This is a genomic window from Rhodomicrobium sp. (assembly GCF_047605405.1).
In the GTDB taxonomy this organism is placed as follows: Bacteria; Pseudomonadota; Alphaproteobacteria; order Rhizobiales; family Rhodomicrobiaceae; genus Rhodomicrobium; species Rhodomicrobium lacus.
In genome coordinates, this window is the sequence record NZ_JASGFR010000011.1 from 57,985 (window position 1) to 69,989 (window position 12,005).

The window sequence follows — 12,005 nt, forward strand, 5'->3', positions numbered from 1 at the left end:
GCCGCGGCGCCGGAATTTCGTGTCCGCATCGCCCTTGGCGGTTCGATGCACAGGCGAAGGCAAAATCCGGCAGAACCGGAAAGCCTCGCCTTACGCCGGCAAGGCCGCCCCCATGGAAGATCAGGTGTAACCCGACACCGATCCGTACAAGATCAGATGTCGGAATTTTGACGGGGGCGCGGCAATTGTACCAGCACCCCCCGAATACAGCCGTCAGCGTCCGGGGATCAGACCTTTTTCCGGCCGTCCTCGATCGCCTTCAGAATAAGGTCGCGCGCTTCCGCCTCGCCGCCCCAACGGTCGATCTTCACCCACTTGCCGAGTTCGAGATCCTTGTAGTGTTCGTAGAAATGGGCGATGCGATTGCGAAGCATGTCCGGCAGGTCGGTATAGTCCCTGATGCCGCGATAGGTCGGCGAAATCTTGTCCGAGGGGACGGCGATGATCTTTTCGTCGCCGCCTGCTTCGTCGCGCATGTAGAGAACGCCGATGGGGCGGCAGTTGCAGACCGCACCCGGCACGATGGGACGGTTGTTCGCGATGAGCACGTCCAGCGGATCGCCGTCCTCGGACAGCGTATGCGGCACAAAGCCGTAATTGCCCGGATAATGCATCGCTGTATAGAGCATCCGGTCCACGAAAAGCGTTCCCGATGGCTTGTCGAGTTCGTACTTGATCGGTTCGCCACCGATGGGAACCTCGACGAGCACGTTGATGTCGAAAGGCGGATTGTTGCCGATCGGGATGGAGTCGATGCGCATTCGTTTGCCCTTGTGATAATTTGAGCGTGTCGTAGCGCAGTCGGAGCCGATTTTCCATCTTTTTGCGGCGATACGGCGCAGATAACCCTTGGCGCCAGGCGAGCAGTTCTTTAGAAGCAGAAGACGGTGGGGGGAATGCTTTTTATGCAACTTGAGCCGGTTTTCCCGATGCCCGCGCTTCGTTTGTTCTCTCTTGCTCTTGCCATGACGCTCGGCATAGCCGTTCCTGCGCTTGGCGGTGAGCCGCGAGAAATCAGGTCTTTCGTCAAGACAATATTCAAGGAACAGATCGAGGACATAAAGACCGGCATATACTGCCGCGCCTTCTCCTGCGAGTTCGAGGTCGAAAGCTTTTTCGCGACCGAAACCGATCCGAAGACCTACGCCCTTTCGACGACCGGTTGGCTCGAAGGCACGATTCCGGGGCTTCACGGCTCCGCCAGACGCGCGATGGGCCTTACCGCGAGCTATACGCGCGGAACCTGCATCGTGAAAGATGTGAAGCCGATCTTCGACAAGACCACGAACAACAACGGCTGGGGCGCGTCGAAGATCGAGGCCGTTTTCAAGCGCATCGAAATTCCCGCCGTGGTGGTGCTCACGCCGGAGGACTGCAAGAAGGTGGACGAGTTCGTTTTCGCTGGGTCGTAAGCGAAACGCTGCGGGGCGTTTCGCGGCTTCGTTTGAAGAGGCAAGCGCGCGCTCCCGGCTTTTGCGCGGGAACGCGGCGGATGCACTCCGCGATCAGGCGCTGAGCTTTTCCATGACCTTGTCGCTCATCTCGAAGTTCGCGTAGACCTTCTGCACGTCGTCGGAGTCTTCGAGCGAATCGATGAGTTTCAGAAGCTTCTCGCCCTTTTCCTCGTCCACCTCGACGGTGTTTTGCGGCCGCCAGCCGATGGATGCCGATTTCGCCGGACCGAACTTCTTTTCAAGCGCGGCCTGAACTTCGCTGAACGCGTCGATGCTGGTCGTCAGCCAGTGCGCTTCCGCGTCAGTCTCGCAATCGTCCGCGCCCGCCTCGATGGCGGCTTCCAGCATCTCCTCGGCGCTGCCGGCGGAAATCGGATATTCGATCTCGCCGACGCGGTCGAAACTGAACGACACCGCGCCCGTTTCGCCGAGGTTTCCGCCGTACTTGGTGAACAGCGAGCGCACCTCGCCCGCCGTGCGGTTGCGGTTGTCGGTCAGCGCTTCCACGATGATGCCGACGCCGCCGGGCGCGAAGCCTTCATAGCGCACCTCCACATAGTCCGCGCCGCCTGCTTCCTGGCTCTTCTTGATCGCGCGTTCGATATTGTCTTTCGGCATGTTCTGTGCGCGAGCCGCGAGAATGGCGGTGCGAAGGCGCGGGTTCATGGCGGGGTCGGGAAGACCGACCTTCGCGGCGGCTGTGATTTCGCGCGCGAACTTGGAAAACATCTTCGAGCGCTTCGCGTCCTGAGCGCCCTTGCGATACATGATGTTCTTGAATTGCGAATGCCCTGCCATGGGTAGCCTTTGTGTTCGTCTCGAATTTGTCCGCTGATTGGATGCGTTGTCGCAATTTTCGCGCGCGAGCACAAGATTTGCGTCACGCTTTTGCGTCTGGCGGGTGCGCGCATATCGAAAACCGGCTCACGGCGCGCTTCTGGAGCGCCGAGGGGGCTCGTTGTCAGCGATACCCCATGGTGGTATGAATGCCCAATGCAGGACGGCAAGGACAAGAGGCTGGGACGGCTCGCACGGATCGAGGGGCAGGTGCGCGGCATCGCGCGGATGGTCGCCGAGGATCGCTATTGCATCGACATCATTACCCAGATCGCGGCGGTGCAGGCCGCACTTCGCAAGGTCGAAAGCGAAATTCTTGAAAACCATGTGAGCCATTGTGTCGAGCACGCCATCCAGAGCGGTAACGCCGAGGAACAGCGCAGAAAGGTTGCGGAACTCATGGAAGTGCTGAACCGTCGCACGCGCTGACCGGTTGCGTTAAATTGGTGTTACGTTTCTGTCTTAAAGAAAGGCGATAGTGACAAAAGCGGACTCGGCTTCATCCAAAAAGGGGGTACAGGCGCATGGCGCTCTTCCCGTTCCTGGTCCGAATATCCAATGCATTTTCGCAGCCGAGCCGCCCTTCAAGAAGGAATAGGGAAATGACTGCCCACACCGTCACCGCTTACGATCAGGAGCTCAAGGCTCTCGAAAATGCCATCGCCCGAATGGGGGGCCTTGCGGAGCAGCAATTGCGGCTTGTGCTTTCAGCCGTCACGGAAGCCGACCCGGAGAAGGCGATCAAGGTGATCGCGGGCGATCAGGTGATCGACGCGGTGCAACGCGAGGTCGAGGAGATGACGGTCCAGCTCATCGCGAGACGCCAGCCCGTGGCGGTGGACCTTCGCGTGGTGCTCGGCGCGCTTCGCATTGCAAGCGATCTCGAACGCATCGGCGATCTCTCGAAAAGCACGGCGAAGCGCCTCGCGCAGTTCGATGAAAAGGCGTGGCTTTCGCCGATGACGAGGAGCCTTACCGCTATCGGCGATCTCGCTCTTCTGCAGCTCAAGACGGTGCTCGACGCCTATTCGCAGCGCAATCTCGATCAGGCGCTTCTCGTGTGGAACCGCGATGAAGAGATCGATCGCCAGTATAACGCGCTCTTCCGCGAACTGCTCACCTACATGATGGAAGACCCGCGCACGATCACTTTCTCCGCGCACCTCCTGTTCTGCGCGAAGAACATCGAGAGGATCGGCGATCATTGCACGAACATCGCGGAAATCGCAGCCTATATCATTACCGGCGAGCCGCTTGTCGAGAACCGGCCAAGGGCGGATATCCCGCAAGCCGAAGGGTGATCGGGACGCGCGCAAGCCGCAGGCATCGCAGATTTCCGGCCAAGGCTTCGCCGGTTCGGCGTACGCGAACGTCATCCGTCGCGAGAGCTGCCGAATCGCGCGGGCGCCTCGGTTGAAAGGGCACGCGACGAAGTAAACTGTGCGTCACCAAGCGGGAATCCCAAAAGCGAAGGCATGGGACCGAAGGCGCGCGCCGCCGTGCCTTTGAGCCCGAGACGGCGCCCGAAATCGTTCTGGACGGCTTCGACAGCGAAGGCATTTTCCGTTAATCCCCGGCCCTGAAGAGGCGCGTGTCGGCGCGGGCGAACATGAAGCTCGTCGATTACCGTCATCCCGCGCCTCGACGCATCGATGACGGACGAGAGCGCTCGTTCGGTCGTGATATGCTGAGCATGGCGGGGCTGGAGGAGTCGGGGGGGGGCACTGTGCTTCCAGTGGCGATTTTGCAACGATCCATTCGGGACCGGCCTCAACCGCTAACCATAGGACGATCTCGATGCGGTGCGCCGTTGCCGAGCCCAAGCAGGGCGGTCATACTCTCCTTATGCGTGTGTTCGCTTCGGCACTTGCCCTGTCCCTTTGTCTTGCCGCCGGCGGTGTTTCGGCGGCGGAACGCGTTGCTGTCTTCGATTTCGAAATGGTCGATGCGAATTCCGATACCGCGAGCCTCGGCAGCCGTCCCGAAGAGGCGGAGCGGCTCAAGGCAGCGGCAGCCCGTTTTCGCGAAGCTCTCGTCCGCACCGGCAAGTACGAGATGGCCGATTTGAGCGCGGTGGAGCCATCCGCGCGTGCCTTCAATTTGAGCGCCTGCAACGGATGCGACGGCGCGCTTGCACGAAAGGTCGATGCCGCGATTTCCATCACCGGATCGGTGCAGAAAGTACAGGATGTCACACGCGCCATGGCGATCTTCGTTCGCGATGTGGAAACCGGCAAACTTCTCGCAAGCAAGAGCGTCGACATTCGCGAGGACACGGATGCGGGTTGGAATGGAGCCGTGGACAGTTTGGCCCAGACCTGCCTGCACCACCTCGCTCTTGAGGACAATTGAGTGTGTCGCGTGAGTCTGTAGGTGTTCCACTGGGTCGGTCTGCTTAAAAACGGGCTCGTTGCAAGCGAAATCGTTCGACAACCCTTCACAACGTTTGCCGCGTCTAGTTCATAGCACGGCGCCGTGGCCTTTTCCGACCCGGCGATACAGGAACGGCGGCGGCGCGGCCTTGCTCGCCTCGGCAAGTGCTGCCATCAGGCCGTGATGAGGCGAGAGGCTGCAGGCCGGGTCGGTGGCCTCCACATCGCCTGTCAATGCGAAAGCCTGACAACGGCACCCCCCGAAATCGACATCCCTGCGCGGGCAGGTGCGGCAGGGCTCCTTCATCCACTCGTCGCCGCGAAAGCGGTTGAACGCCGCGCCGTCATACCAGACTTCATCGAGTGACTTTTCCCGTATGTTGTCGAAGTGCAGGGGAAGACTCTCGGCGGCGTGGCATGGAAGAACCTTTCCACCCGGCGTGATCGTGATTACGTCGCGCGCCCAGCCGCCCATGCAGGGTTTCGGAAATTCTGCGTAGGTGTCCGGCGTAACGTAGTCGATGTTGAGGATGCCCCTGAGGCGCTCGCGCGCGCTGCCGACGATAGCGGCTTCTTCTAGAACGGCGTCGTAGTCGGGCATCAGAGCCGCGCGGTTCTTCTCCGCCCAGCCATAATATTGCACATGCGCGATTTCGAGGCGGTCCGCGTTCAGTTCGAGCGCAAGCTCGATCAGGCGCGCGGCTTGTCCGATGTTGTGGCGGTGCGTCGGCGCGTTGAGCGTGAGCGGAAGGCCCGCTTCCCGCACCCATCGCGCCGCCTCAAGCTTCTCCGCGAGGCTCCCTTTGTAGTTGCCGATGCGGTCGGAGGTCTCGGCGTCGAGCGCCTGAAAACTGAGTTGTACATGATCGAGGCCGCAATCCGCGAGCCGCCCCAGGCGTTCGCGCGTCAGCATCACGCCCGAAGTGATGAGATTGGTATAGATGCCGCGTGCGCTGAGCGCCGCCACGAATTCTTCCAGATCCGTCCGAAGCATCGGCTCTCCACCAGAAAGATGGACCTGAAGTACACCGAGATCTGCCGCCTGCGCGAACGCCGAAAGCCATTCGGCCGTGTCGAGTTCTTCCGCCGCTTTCAGAAGCTTCAGCGGATTCGAGCAATACGGGCATTGGAGAGGGCAGCGATGCGTCAATTCCGCGAGAAGGCCGAGCGGCGGCCCTGCGCGCGGGGCCTGGTTGGCTGTCACAGCGTCAACAGGCGTAAATCCATCCATTCCTGTATGAACTCCATCACATCGGTTTCGATGGTTTCGACCGGCGCGGCGTATTCGGCGGCGAGTGTCGCCGACATGGCGGCAATCGTCCGCTCGCCATCACAGAGCTTCAGGATTTCGACGGCGATGCCGTCCGGCCAATAAACCCGCTCCGGCGCGAGCACGGCGTAGCGGCCCCGCACCGGATCGAACTGCAAGCGCACATGACGCGGCATTCGGGGTGCGCTGTCCGCCGTCGCGACTGCGCGCGTGCGCGATGAAAGGCGCGGCTCCTTTGAAAGGCTCGTCATGGCCGGAAAGCTCCGGGCGCGACGAGCCCCGGCTCGACATAGGCGAGATAAAGCGCGTCGAGTTGCGCCCAAAGCACTTGCGTCTTGAACAGAAGCGCATCCACGACCGCCTGCTGCGCCTCCGCCGTGCGCGCGCGTTCCTTCACATAGTCGAGCGCGAACTCGACATCGCGCGGGGCCTGACCGAGACGGCGCGTGAAATATCCCATCATCGCCTCGTCGATAAAATCGTAATTGGCGAGCATGCCGGAGATGCGTTCCGAATGGATGCCGGGCGCGAAAAGCTCGGTCAGCGAGGAGGCGATGCCTTCGAGGAGCGTTGTTTGGCGCACGAAATCGAGATAGGCGTCGCAGGCGAAGCGCGTGCCCGGAAGTATTCCGCGCGCGGACACGACATAATCGCGCGGAAGGCCGAGCGCGTCGGTCAGGCGTAGCCAGCGCGCGATACCGCCCTCGTCGTCGCCGATGCCGTCATGATCGAAATAGCGCCGCCGCCATTCGAGGCGCATGGCGCGGTCGACCATCTTCGACATCAGCGCCGCATCCTTGCGCGGGATCGTGGCCTGATAATAATAGCGGTTCAGCGCCCACGCCCGCACCTGCTGCCTGGAGAGCTTGCCGCCATGCAGCAGCTTGTGAAACGGATGCAGATCGTGATAACGGCGCGCGCCGATTTCGCGCAGGAGAAGTTCGAGGCCCTCCGGCGACAACCCGCCCGCAGGCACGGTCGTGTCGAGATCGGGCGCGGCCGGGCTTGCCGACACGTTGTCCGCCGCGCTCATGGTTCCAGTTGCCACGCTGTTTGATGCCTCGTCCAGTCTCCGGCGAATCGCGTCGCGATAGGGTGCCGCCCGTGCGGGCGGGGGCTACTGGAACAAACCATTGCGAGCGAGTTGGTGCCATCCTTGGCGGCACGATCAGCGGGCGCGGACCGGCCGCGTTCAGGCGAGTGCGAAGAAACGCGACGCGTTTCTGAAATCGTCGAAACGGTGCTTGAGGCGCTCGGCGGCTTCGTAATCCTCGCCCCATTGCGCGGCCTGCCACGCGTCATCGATATGCGCCGCAGCCCAGCTTGCGCCCGTATCGAGGAATCCGTCCACATGCGCGAGCGCCAGAAGCGCGGAACCGGTCAGCGTCGTCATCATGTGAAGCGCGGCGAGCCGGAACGGCCCGAAGGCGGTCAGGGCGTTACGAATAGCGTCGATCGAGGCAGGCGGCTGCGCAATATGGCCGACGCCCGTGGTCACCTCGAACGTCGCGCCGTAGGTGTCGCGGATAAAGGCGAGCACCGGGTCCCAAACCTCCGCCTGCCGCGCGGCGAGTTCGACTGGAAACGGCGCGCGATAGCAGAGAAGGTCGCTTGCCGCGAAGGACGCGATGTCTCCGACAACCTCGCATTCGCGCGGCGCGACGGCATCGGCGGCGCTGTTGGCAAGCCGTGTGTAGAACAGGCTGTGCGGCGCGATGGTTTCGCCTTGCGCGTTCCATTCTTCGGCGATGGCTTCGGCAAGCGCGCACGTGGGGACGGCGAGCGGGCGACCGGCCGGGGTCTTTACGGCGCGCCCGTCGAGATGGATCTGGAACGAGCCGTTGTCCTGTTCGGCTACGGTGGCGGCCTTGTAGAATCGCTTGAGGGTCTTTTTGTCGGATGCGGTCATCGTTCGTCCGTCAGAGTTTGTTGCGGCGCGCCGCGCGCCAGATGCGCCAGAGCCGGCCGAGCGGGTTGAGCGCAATCCTGTCGCGCAAGGGCTGAAAGTCTGGCGCCGCCATCGCCTGAAGATAGGGGGCGACAAGCGTCAGGGGAAGAAAGGCCGCGCGAGCGTCCGGCGCGATGTTCGCCTGCATGTCTCGGAAACGCTGAAGGGCTGCTGCCGCCTCGTCTCGCAACTCTGCAAGCGCGGCCCGAAGCGCGCCGCTGTCCTCGCCGCGTCCCATGGCCTCGAAATCGACGCCCTTCTCTTCGAGAAGCGCAAGCGGCAGAGGCAGGCGTCCGCGCGCGACGGAGTCGGGGAGGCCGCGAAGCGTTTCGACGATGCCCAACGCGAGTCCGGCCTCGCGGGCAGCGCCTTTCGCGGCCTCGCTGCGGTCGCCGAGCGCTGCGGAGGCGAGTTCGAACAGCGCGCCCTGCGAATCGTCGATGAGTGCCGCAAATTCCGCATCGTCGGAGGGGCTGTCGCCAAAAAGCTCGGGCACGTTCGCGTCCACCATCGCAAGGAGGCGCTCGCGCGGGAGATCATGCGCCATGATCGCGGCGTTCAGCGCGTCGGCGAGAGGGTTGCCGGTCTTTTCGTTCGCCTCGCCGCTTTCGATCGCATCGCGCCACCATTTAAGGCGGATCTGTCCCGCCAGAGGTTCGCGCGCGACCGCAAGGACGTGGTTCAGTTCGGAGTCGAAGGCATGGAGCGCGAAGAGAGCCGGGCGGGCGGCTTCGCGCGCGAACATAGCGGCCCAATAGCGGTCGCGGTCGCGCGAGCGGACGAGATCCGCTGCGCTTCGCCCGTCGTCGCGCGTTTCGGCGGCGGGCGACATGCGGTCAGCCTCGCGAGACCGGAAGCAGCGCGGCGGTAAAGCGGCGGCGCTCGGCGATGAGCACGTTGTAGGTGCGGCAGGCAGCGGCGGTGTCCATCGTTTCGAGGCCGAGGCCGCGTTTTTCGATCTGCCGCGCGAAGGCGGGCGAGACAAAGCGCAAGCTTGCGCCGGTGCCGTAGAGCAGGAAATCGCCGGGCGTTTCGCGCGTATCGAGAAAGCCGAGAATGTCGGTTTCCCGCGTGTCTTCGGTCGCTGCGGCCCAAGCGAAGACTTCGGCGGCCGAGATGAGGAGCGCCGTATCGCGGATCTTGCCCGCGAATTGCAGCGCGCCACCCGGCGTCAAGGAGACGGGTGCGCGGGGGCCAAGGCGTGTCAGGGAAACGCTCATTGGCCGCGCTCCCGTCAGCGGCGCTTGCCGCGCCCGGCTTTGCGGCCGGCGGGTGGACGGTAACCGGATGGCTTTGAAGCGACCCGCGCGGGAGCCGGCGTTTCGACTTCGGGCGCATCCGTCGATTCGAAGGCGGCGGCTTCGCTCGCCTCGTTGGCGGGTCGATCTTCGGCAGGAGCGGCTGTCGGCCTGGCGGGCTTCGCGCCGGGGGCGCCCGGCTTCGCGGATGCCTTCTCCACGCCGCTCCAGTCGCGCTTGACGCCGATGAGGATCAGAAACGGCGCGGCGATGTAAACGGATGAATAGGTGCCGATCAGCGTGCCGAAGATCATGGCGAAGGTGAAGCCGCGGATGACCTCGCCGCCGAAGATATAGAGCGGGATCAGCGCCATGAGCACCGTCGCCACGGTCATGATCGTGCGCGACATGGTTTCGTTGACGGAAAGGTCGAGCAACTGCCGCAGCGGCATCTTCTTGTAGCGGCGCAAGTTCTCGCGGATACGGTCGTAGATGACGACGGTGTCGTTGATCGAGTAGCCGAGGATGGTGAGAAGCGCCGCCACGATGGTGAGGTCGAAGTCGAGTTCGAACAGCGACCATAGCCCGATGGTGAGCATGACGTCATGCACCAGAGCTATGACTGCGCCGAGCGCGAACTGCCATTCGAACCGGAACCAGACATAGGCGAAGATGCCGAGATTGGTGAGCACCAGGGCCCAGATCGCCGAGTTGATGAGTTCCTGCGAGACGGTGCTGCCGACCTGTTCGCGGCGAAGTTCCTTCGTGCCCTCGGGCAGCGCGGCCAGCACCTTGTCGGCGGCGGCCTTCTGCGCCTCCGGGCCGCCTTCCTGCTCGGGGAAGCGGATCAGGAGTTCGTCGGCCTTGCCGAAATTCTGGATCTGGATTTCGCCGACGCCGAGATGCGTCAGCGTCGTGCGCAGCTTGGCGGCCTCGGCGGCGGTCGGCGTCTGCACTTGCATCAGTGTGCCGCCCTTGAAGTCGATGCCGAAGTTCAGTCCGTGGGTGAACAGCAGCACGACCGTGCCGACGATGCCGATGATCGACAGCGCGAAGCAAAGCCGGAAGTATTTGACGAAATGGAAATTCGTCTTCTGGGGGAGGCGGAACAGCGGTTTCAGCAGCATGGCTTGGCTCGTTCGGCGCTAGAGCGAGCCGCTTTTCGGCGCGGCGTTGCTCGACAAATAAGAAGCCAGGGTATCCTTAAGGGACACCCTAGATGTGAAGGACGGTGGGCCGCGTCTGGCGCAGCCATGTCGACACCATCAGGCGCGTCAACGTGATCGCGGTGAACAGCGAACTCACGATGCCGAAGGACAGCGTGACCGCGAAGCCTTTCACCGTGCCCGATCCGAACGCGTAGAGGATCAGCGCGGCGAGAAGGGCGGTCAGATGCGAATCGATGATGGTTGCGTAGGCGCGGTCGAAGCCTGCCTCGATGGCCGAAATCATGCCTCGCCCGGTTCGCAGTTCCTCGCGTATGCGCTCGTATATGAGCACGTTCGCGTCCACCGCGACACCCATGGTGAGCACGATGCCTGCGATGCCCGGCATGGTCAGCGTTGCATGGAAGAGCGAAAGGCAGGCCATGATGATGGCGATGTTGACCGCAAGCGCGATCACGGAGAACAGGCCGAACAGTCCGTAGGCCGAGATCATGAACAGCGAGACAGCCGCGAAGCCGACGGCGGCGGCGATGGAGCCCGCATCGATGGAATCCGCGCCGAGGCTCGGGCCCACAGAGCGCTCCTCGATGATGGAGAGCGCGGCCGGAAGCGCGCCGGAGCGCAGCAGCAGCGCGAGACGGTTCGTTTCCTCGACGCCGAAATTGCCCGTAATCTGGCCGCGTCCGCCCGGAATCTCGGAGCGGATGACCGGCGCCGAGATCACCTTGCCGTCGAGGATGATGGCGAAGGGACGGCCGATATTATCGCGCGTTACCCGCGCGAAAGCCGAAGCGCCACGGCTGTTGAACTCGAAATCGACCGCGCGCTCGCCGACGCCGCCCGCGCGGTTGTCGTAGCCCGCATAGGCGTTCACGAGGTCGTCGCCCGAAACGATCACTTCCTTGTGGACGAGCACGAACTGGCCGGGCCGTTCCTGATCCGGCAGAAGCTGGGAATCCGGCGGCACGCCATGGTCCTTGGCCTCTTCCGGCGAGATCGACGTGTCGACAAGCTGGAAGGTGAGTTTCGCCGTGGTGCCGACGCGGGTCTTCACTTCGTCGGGTGCGAGGCCCGGCACCTGGATAAGGATGCGGTCCTTGCCGCTTGCGCCGCCCTGTGCCTGAATGGTCGCTTCGGTCGTGCCCTGCGGGTCGACGCGGCGGCGGATGACTTCGATGGAGCGGGAAATTGCGTTTTCGATGCGGCGCTGCACGCCCGCCTGCGTCGGCTCAAGCGTGATGACGCCCGGCTGCGTCGACTGAACCGAGAGGTCCGTGCCGGAATCGCCGCCCGACCCCGTCAGGAGCGAGGAGGAAAGCGGTTGCGCCAGCGTCTTGAGTTTCGTCAGCGCGGCGTCGGTATTTGCCGGGTCGCGCAGGTTCACACGCACCTGATTGCCCGCGATGACGACGCCCGAATGGGCGATGCGCGCTTCGCTGAGCGCGCGTCGCGATTCCGTCTGGATGGACTGCAGCCAGTCCTTCTTCAGCTGCGTGGTGTCGATCTGGTAGAGAAGATGCGTGCCGCCGCGAAGGTCGAGGCCGAGCGGCATGCGGGGAAGCTGTGCCCAGGAGGGCAGGCTTTCATAGGTCGAGATCGGAATCACGTTCGGCAGCGCGAAGATCACCGACGCGACGGATATGAGAATCGTCGCCACCGCGCCCCAGCGCGAAAAATGCAACGTGAATGCGCTCATCGACCCTGTTCCCCTTGATGCGCT

General features: G+C 63.1%; 14 protein-coding genes. 4 read left to right on the forward strand and 10 right to left on the reverse strand.

Going from position 1 to position 12,005, the window contains the following annotated elements; all coding sequences use genetic code 11:
- Positions 1–227: 227 nt before the first annotated feature.
- The gene (gene ppa, locus QM659_RS06450; RefSeq protein WP_303486951.1) at positions 228–761 is read right to left on the reverse strand and encodes an inorganic diphosphatase; all 534 of its coding nucleotides are present in this window, start codon (positions 759–761) and stop codon (positions 228–230) included.
- A gap of 135 nt (positions 762–896) precedes the next feature.
- Here ppa and QM659_RS06455 point away from each other — a divergent pair, with 135 nt between their 5' ends.
- A complete protein-coding gene (locus QM659_RS06455; protein WP_415187800.1) occupies positions 897–1,412 on the forward strand; it encodes a hypothetical protein in 516 nt (171 codons plus the stop codon).
- Between the two features lie 93 nt (positions 1,413–1,505).
- Here QM659_RS06455 and QM659_RS06460 read toward each other — a convergent pair whose 3' ends face one another.
- The gene (locus QM659_RS06460) at positions 1,506–2,252 is read right to left on the reverse strand and encodes a YebC/PmpR family DNA-binding transcriptional regulator (protein ID WP_127075646.1); all 747 of its coding nucleotides are present in this window, start codon (positions 2,250–2,252) and stop codon (positions 1,506–1,508) included.
- 195 nt (positions 2,253–2,447) lie between these two features.
- Here QM659_RS06460 and QM659_RS06465 point away from each other — a divergent pair, with 195 nt between their 5' ends.
- From QM659_RS06465 to QM659_RS06475, 3 genes are all read left to right on the forward strand, one after another.
- Complete coding sequence (locus QM659_RS06465) at positions 2,448–2,720, forward strand: metal-sensitive transcriptional regulator (protein WP_127076326.1); 273 nt, start codon at positions 2,448–2,450, stop codon at positions 2,718–2,720.
- Positions 2,721–2,893: 173 nt separating this feature from the next.
- The gene (gene phoU, locus QM659_RS06470) at positions 2,894–3,592 is read left to right on the forward strand and encodes a phosphate signaling complex protein PhoU (RefSeq protein WP_303486944.1); all 699 of its coding nucleotides are present in this window, start codon (positions 2,894–2,896) and stop codon (positions 3,590–3,592) included.
- Between the two features lie 496 nt (positions 3,593–4,088).
- On the forward strand, positions 4,089–4,643 hold the full coding sequence (locus QM659_RS06475; protein WP_415187801.1) for a DUF3280 domain-containing protein: 555 nt from the start codon (positions 4,089–4,091) through the stop codon (positions 4,641–4,643).
- Between the two features lie 108 nt (positions 4,644–4,751).
- Here QM659_RS06475 and pqqE read toward each other — a convergent pair whose 3' ends face one another.
- From pqqE to secD, 8 genes are all read right to left on the reverse strand, one after another.
- Positions 4,752–5,894 carry a pyrroloquinoline quinone biosynthesis protein PqqE gene (pqqE, locus tag QM659_RS06480; RefSeq protein WP_415187802.1) on the reverse strand — a complete coding sequence of 381 codons (1,143 nt, stop codon included), beginning with the start codon at positions 5,892–5,894 and terminating at the stop codon, positions 4,752–4,754.
- Positions 5,864–6,184 carry a pyrroloquinoline quinone biosynthesis peptide chaperone PqqD gene (pqqD, locus tag QM659_RS06485; RefSeq protein ID WP_415187803.1) on the reverse strand — a complete coding sequence of 107 codons (321 nt, stop codon included), beginning with the start codon at positions 6,182–6,184 and terminating at the stop codon, positions 5,864–5,866. The genes pqqE and pqqD overlap by 31 nt, the downstream gene beginning before the upstream one ends.
- Positions 6,181–6,966 (reverse strand): pyrroloquinoline-quinone synthase PqqC, encoded by a 786-nt coding sequence (gene pqqC / locus QM659_RS06490; protein ID WP_415187822.1) that lies wholly within the window; start codon positions 6,964–6,966, stop codon positions 6,181–6,183. Before pqqC ends, pqqD begins: the two co-directional genes overlap by 4 nt.
- 159 nt (positions 6,967–7,125) lie before the next feature.
- Positions 7,126–7,842 carry an ATP12 family chaperone protein gene (locus QM659_RS06495; RefSeq protein ID WP_415187804.1) on the reverse strand — a complete coding sequence of 239 codons (717 nt, stop codon included), beginning with the start codon at positions 7,840–7,842 and terminating at the stop codon, positions 7,126–7,128.
- Positions 7,843–7,852: 10 nt separating this feature from the next.
- Entirely contained in the window at positions 7,853–8,713 is an 861-nt protein-coding gene (locus QM659_RS06500; RefSeq protein WP_415187805.1) for a phytoene/squalene synthase family protein, read from the reverse strand.
- Positions 8,714–8,717: 4 nt separating this feature from the next.
- Positions 8,718–9,101: an MTH938/NDUFAF3 family protein gene (locus QM659_RS06505; protein ID WP_415187806.1), complete on the reverse strand. Its 384-nt coding sequence runs from the start codon at positions 9,099–9,101 to the stop codon at positions 8,718–8,720.
- Between the two features lie 14 nt (positions 9,102–9,115).
- Entirely contained in the window at positions 9,116–10,246 is a 1,131-nt protein-coding gene (gene secF, locus QM659_RS06510; RefSeq protein ID WP_415187807.1) for a protein translocase subunit SecF, read from the reverse strand.
- Positions 10,247–10,334: 88 nt separating this feature from the next.
- Positions 10,335–11,981, reverse strand: a complete 1,647-nt coding sequence (secD, locus tag QM659_RS06515; RefSeq protein ID WP_127075664.1) for a protein translocase subunit SecD — start codon at positions 11,979–11,981, stop codon at positions 10,335–10,337.
- Between the last annotated feature and the right edge of the window lie 24 nt (positions 11,982–12,005).

What these genes read in the sequence shown, in the direction of transcription:
- ppa (WP_303486951.1), bottom strand. Translation starts at nt 761, where the DNA reads ATGCGCATCGACTCCATCCCGATCGGCAACAATCCGCCTTTCGACATC.
- QM659_RS06455 (WP_415187800.1), top strand. Translation starts at nt 897, where the DNA reads ATGCTTTTTATGCAACTTGAGCCGGTTTTCCCGATGCCCGCGCTTCGT.
- QM659_RS06460 (WP_127075646.1), bottom strand. Translation starts at nt 2,252, where the DNA reads ATGGCAGGGCATTCGCAATTCAAGAACATCATGTATCGCAAGGGCGCT.
- QM659_RS06465 (WP_127076326.1), top strand. Translation starts at nt 2,448, where the DNA reads ATGCAGGACGGCAAGGACAAGAGGCTGGGACGGCTCGCACGGATCGAG.
- phoU (WP_303486944.1), top strand. Translation starts at nt 2,894, where the DNA reads ATGACTGCCCACACCGTCACCGCTTACGATCAGGAGCTCAAGGCTCTC.
- QM659_RS06475 (WP_415187801.1), top strand. Translation starts at nt 4,089, where the DNA reads ATGCGGTGCGCCGTTGCCGAGCCCAAGCAGGGCGGTCATACTCTCCTT.
- pqqE (WP_415187802.1), bottom strand. Translation starts at nt 5,894, where the DNA reads ATGGATGGATTTACGCCTGTTGACGCTGTGACAGCCAACCAGGCCCCG.
- pqqD (WP_415187803.1), bottom strand. Translation starts at nt 6,184, where the DNA reads ATGACGAGCCTTTCAAAGGAGCCGCGCCTTTCATCGCGCACGCGCGCA.
- pqqC (WP_415187822.1), bottom strand. Translation starts at nt 6,966, where the DNA reads ATGAGCGCGGCGGACAACGTGTCGGCAAGCCCGGCCGCGCCCGATCTC.
- QM659_RS06495 (WP_415187804.1), bottom strand. Translation starts at nt 7,842, where the DNA reads ATGACCGCATCCGACAAAAAGACCCTCAAGCGATTCTACAAGGCCGCC.
- QM659_RS06500 (WP_415187805.1), bottom strand. Translation starts at nt 8,713, where the DNA reads ATGTCGCCCGCCGCCGAAACGCGCGACGACGGGCGAAGCGCAGCGGAT.
- QM659_RS06505 (WP_415187806.1), bottom strand. Translation starts at nt 9,101, where the DNA reads ATGAGCGTTTCCCTGACACGCCTTGGCCCCCGCGCACCCGTCTCCTTG.
- secF (WP_415187807.1), bottom strand. Translation starts at nt 10,246, where the DNA reads ATGCTGCTGAAACCGCTGTTCCGCCTCCCCCAGAAGACGAATTTCCAT.
- secD (WP_127075664.1), bottom strand. Translation starts at nt 11,981, where the DNA reads ATGAGCGCATTCACGTTGCATTTTTCGCGCTGGGGCGCGGTGGCGACG.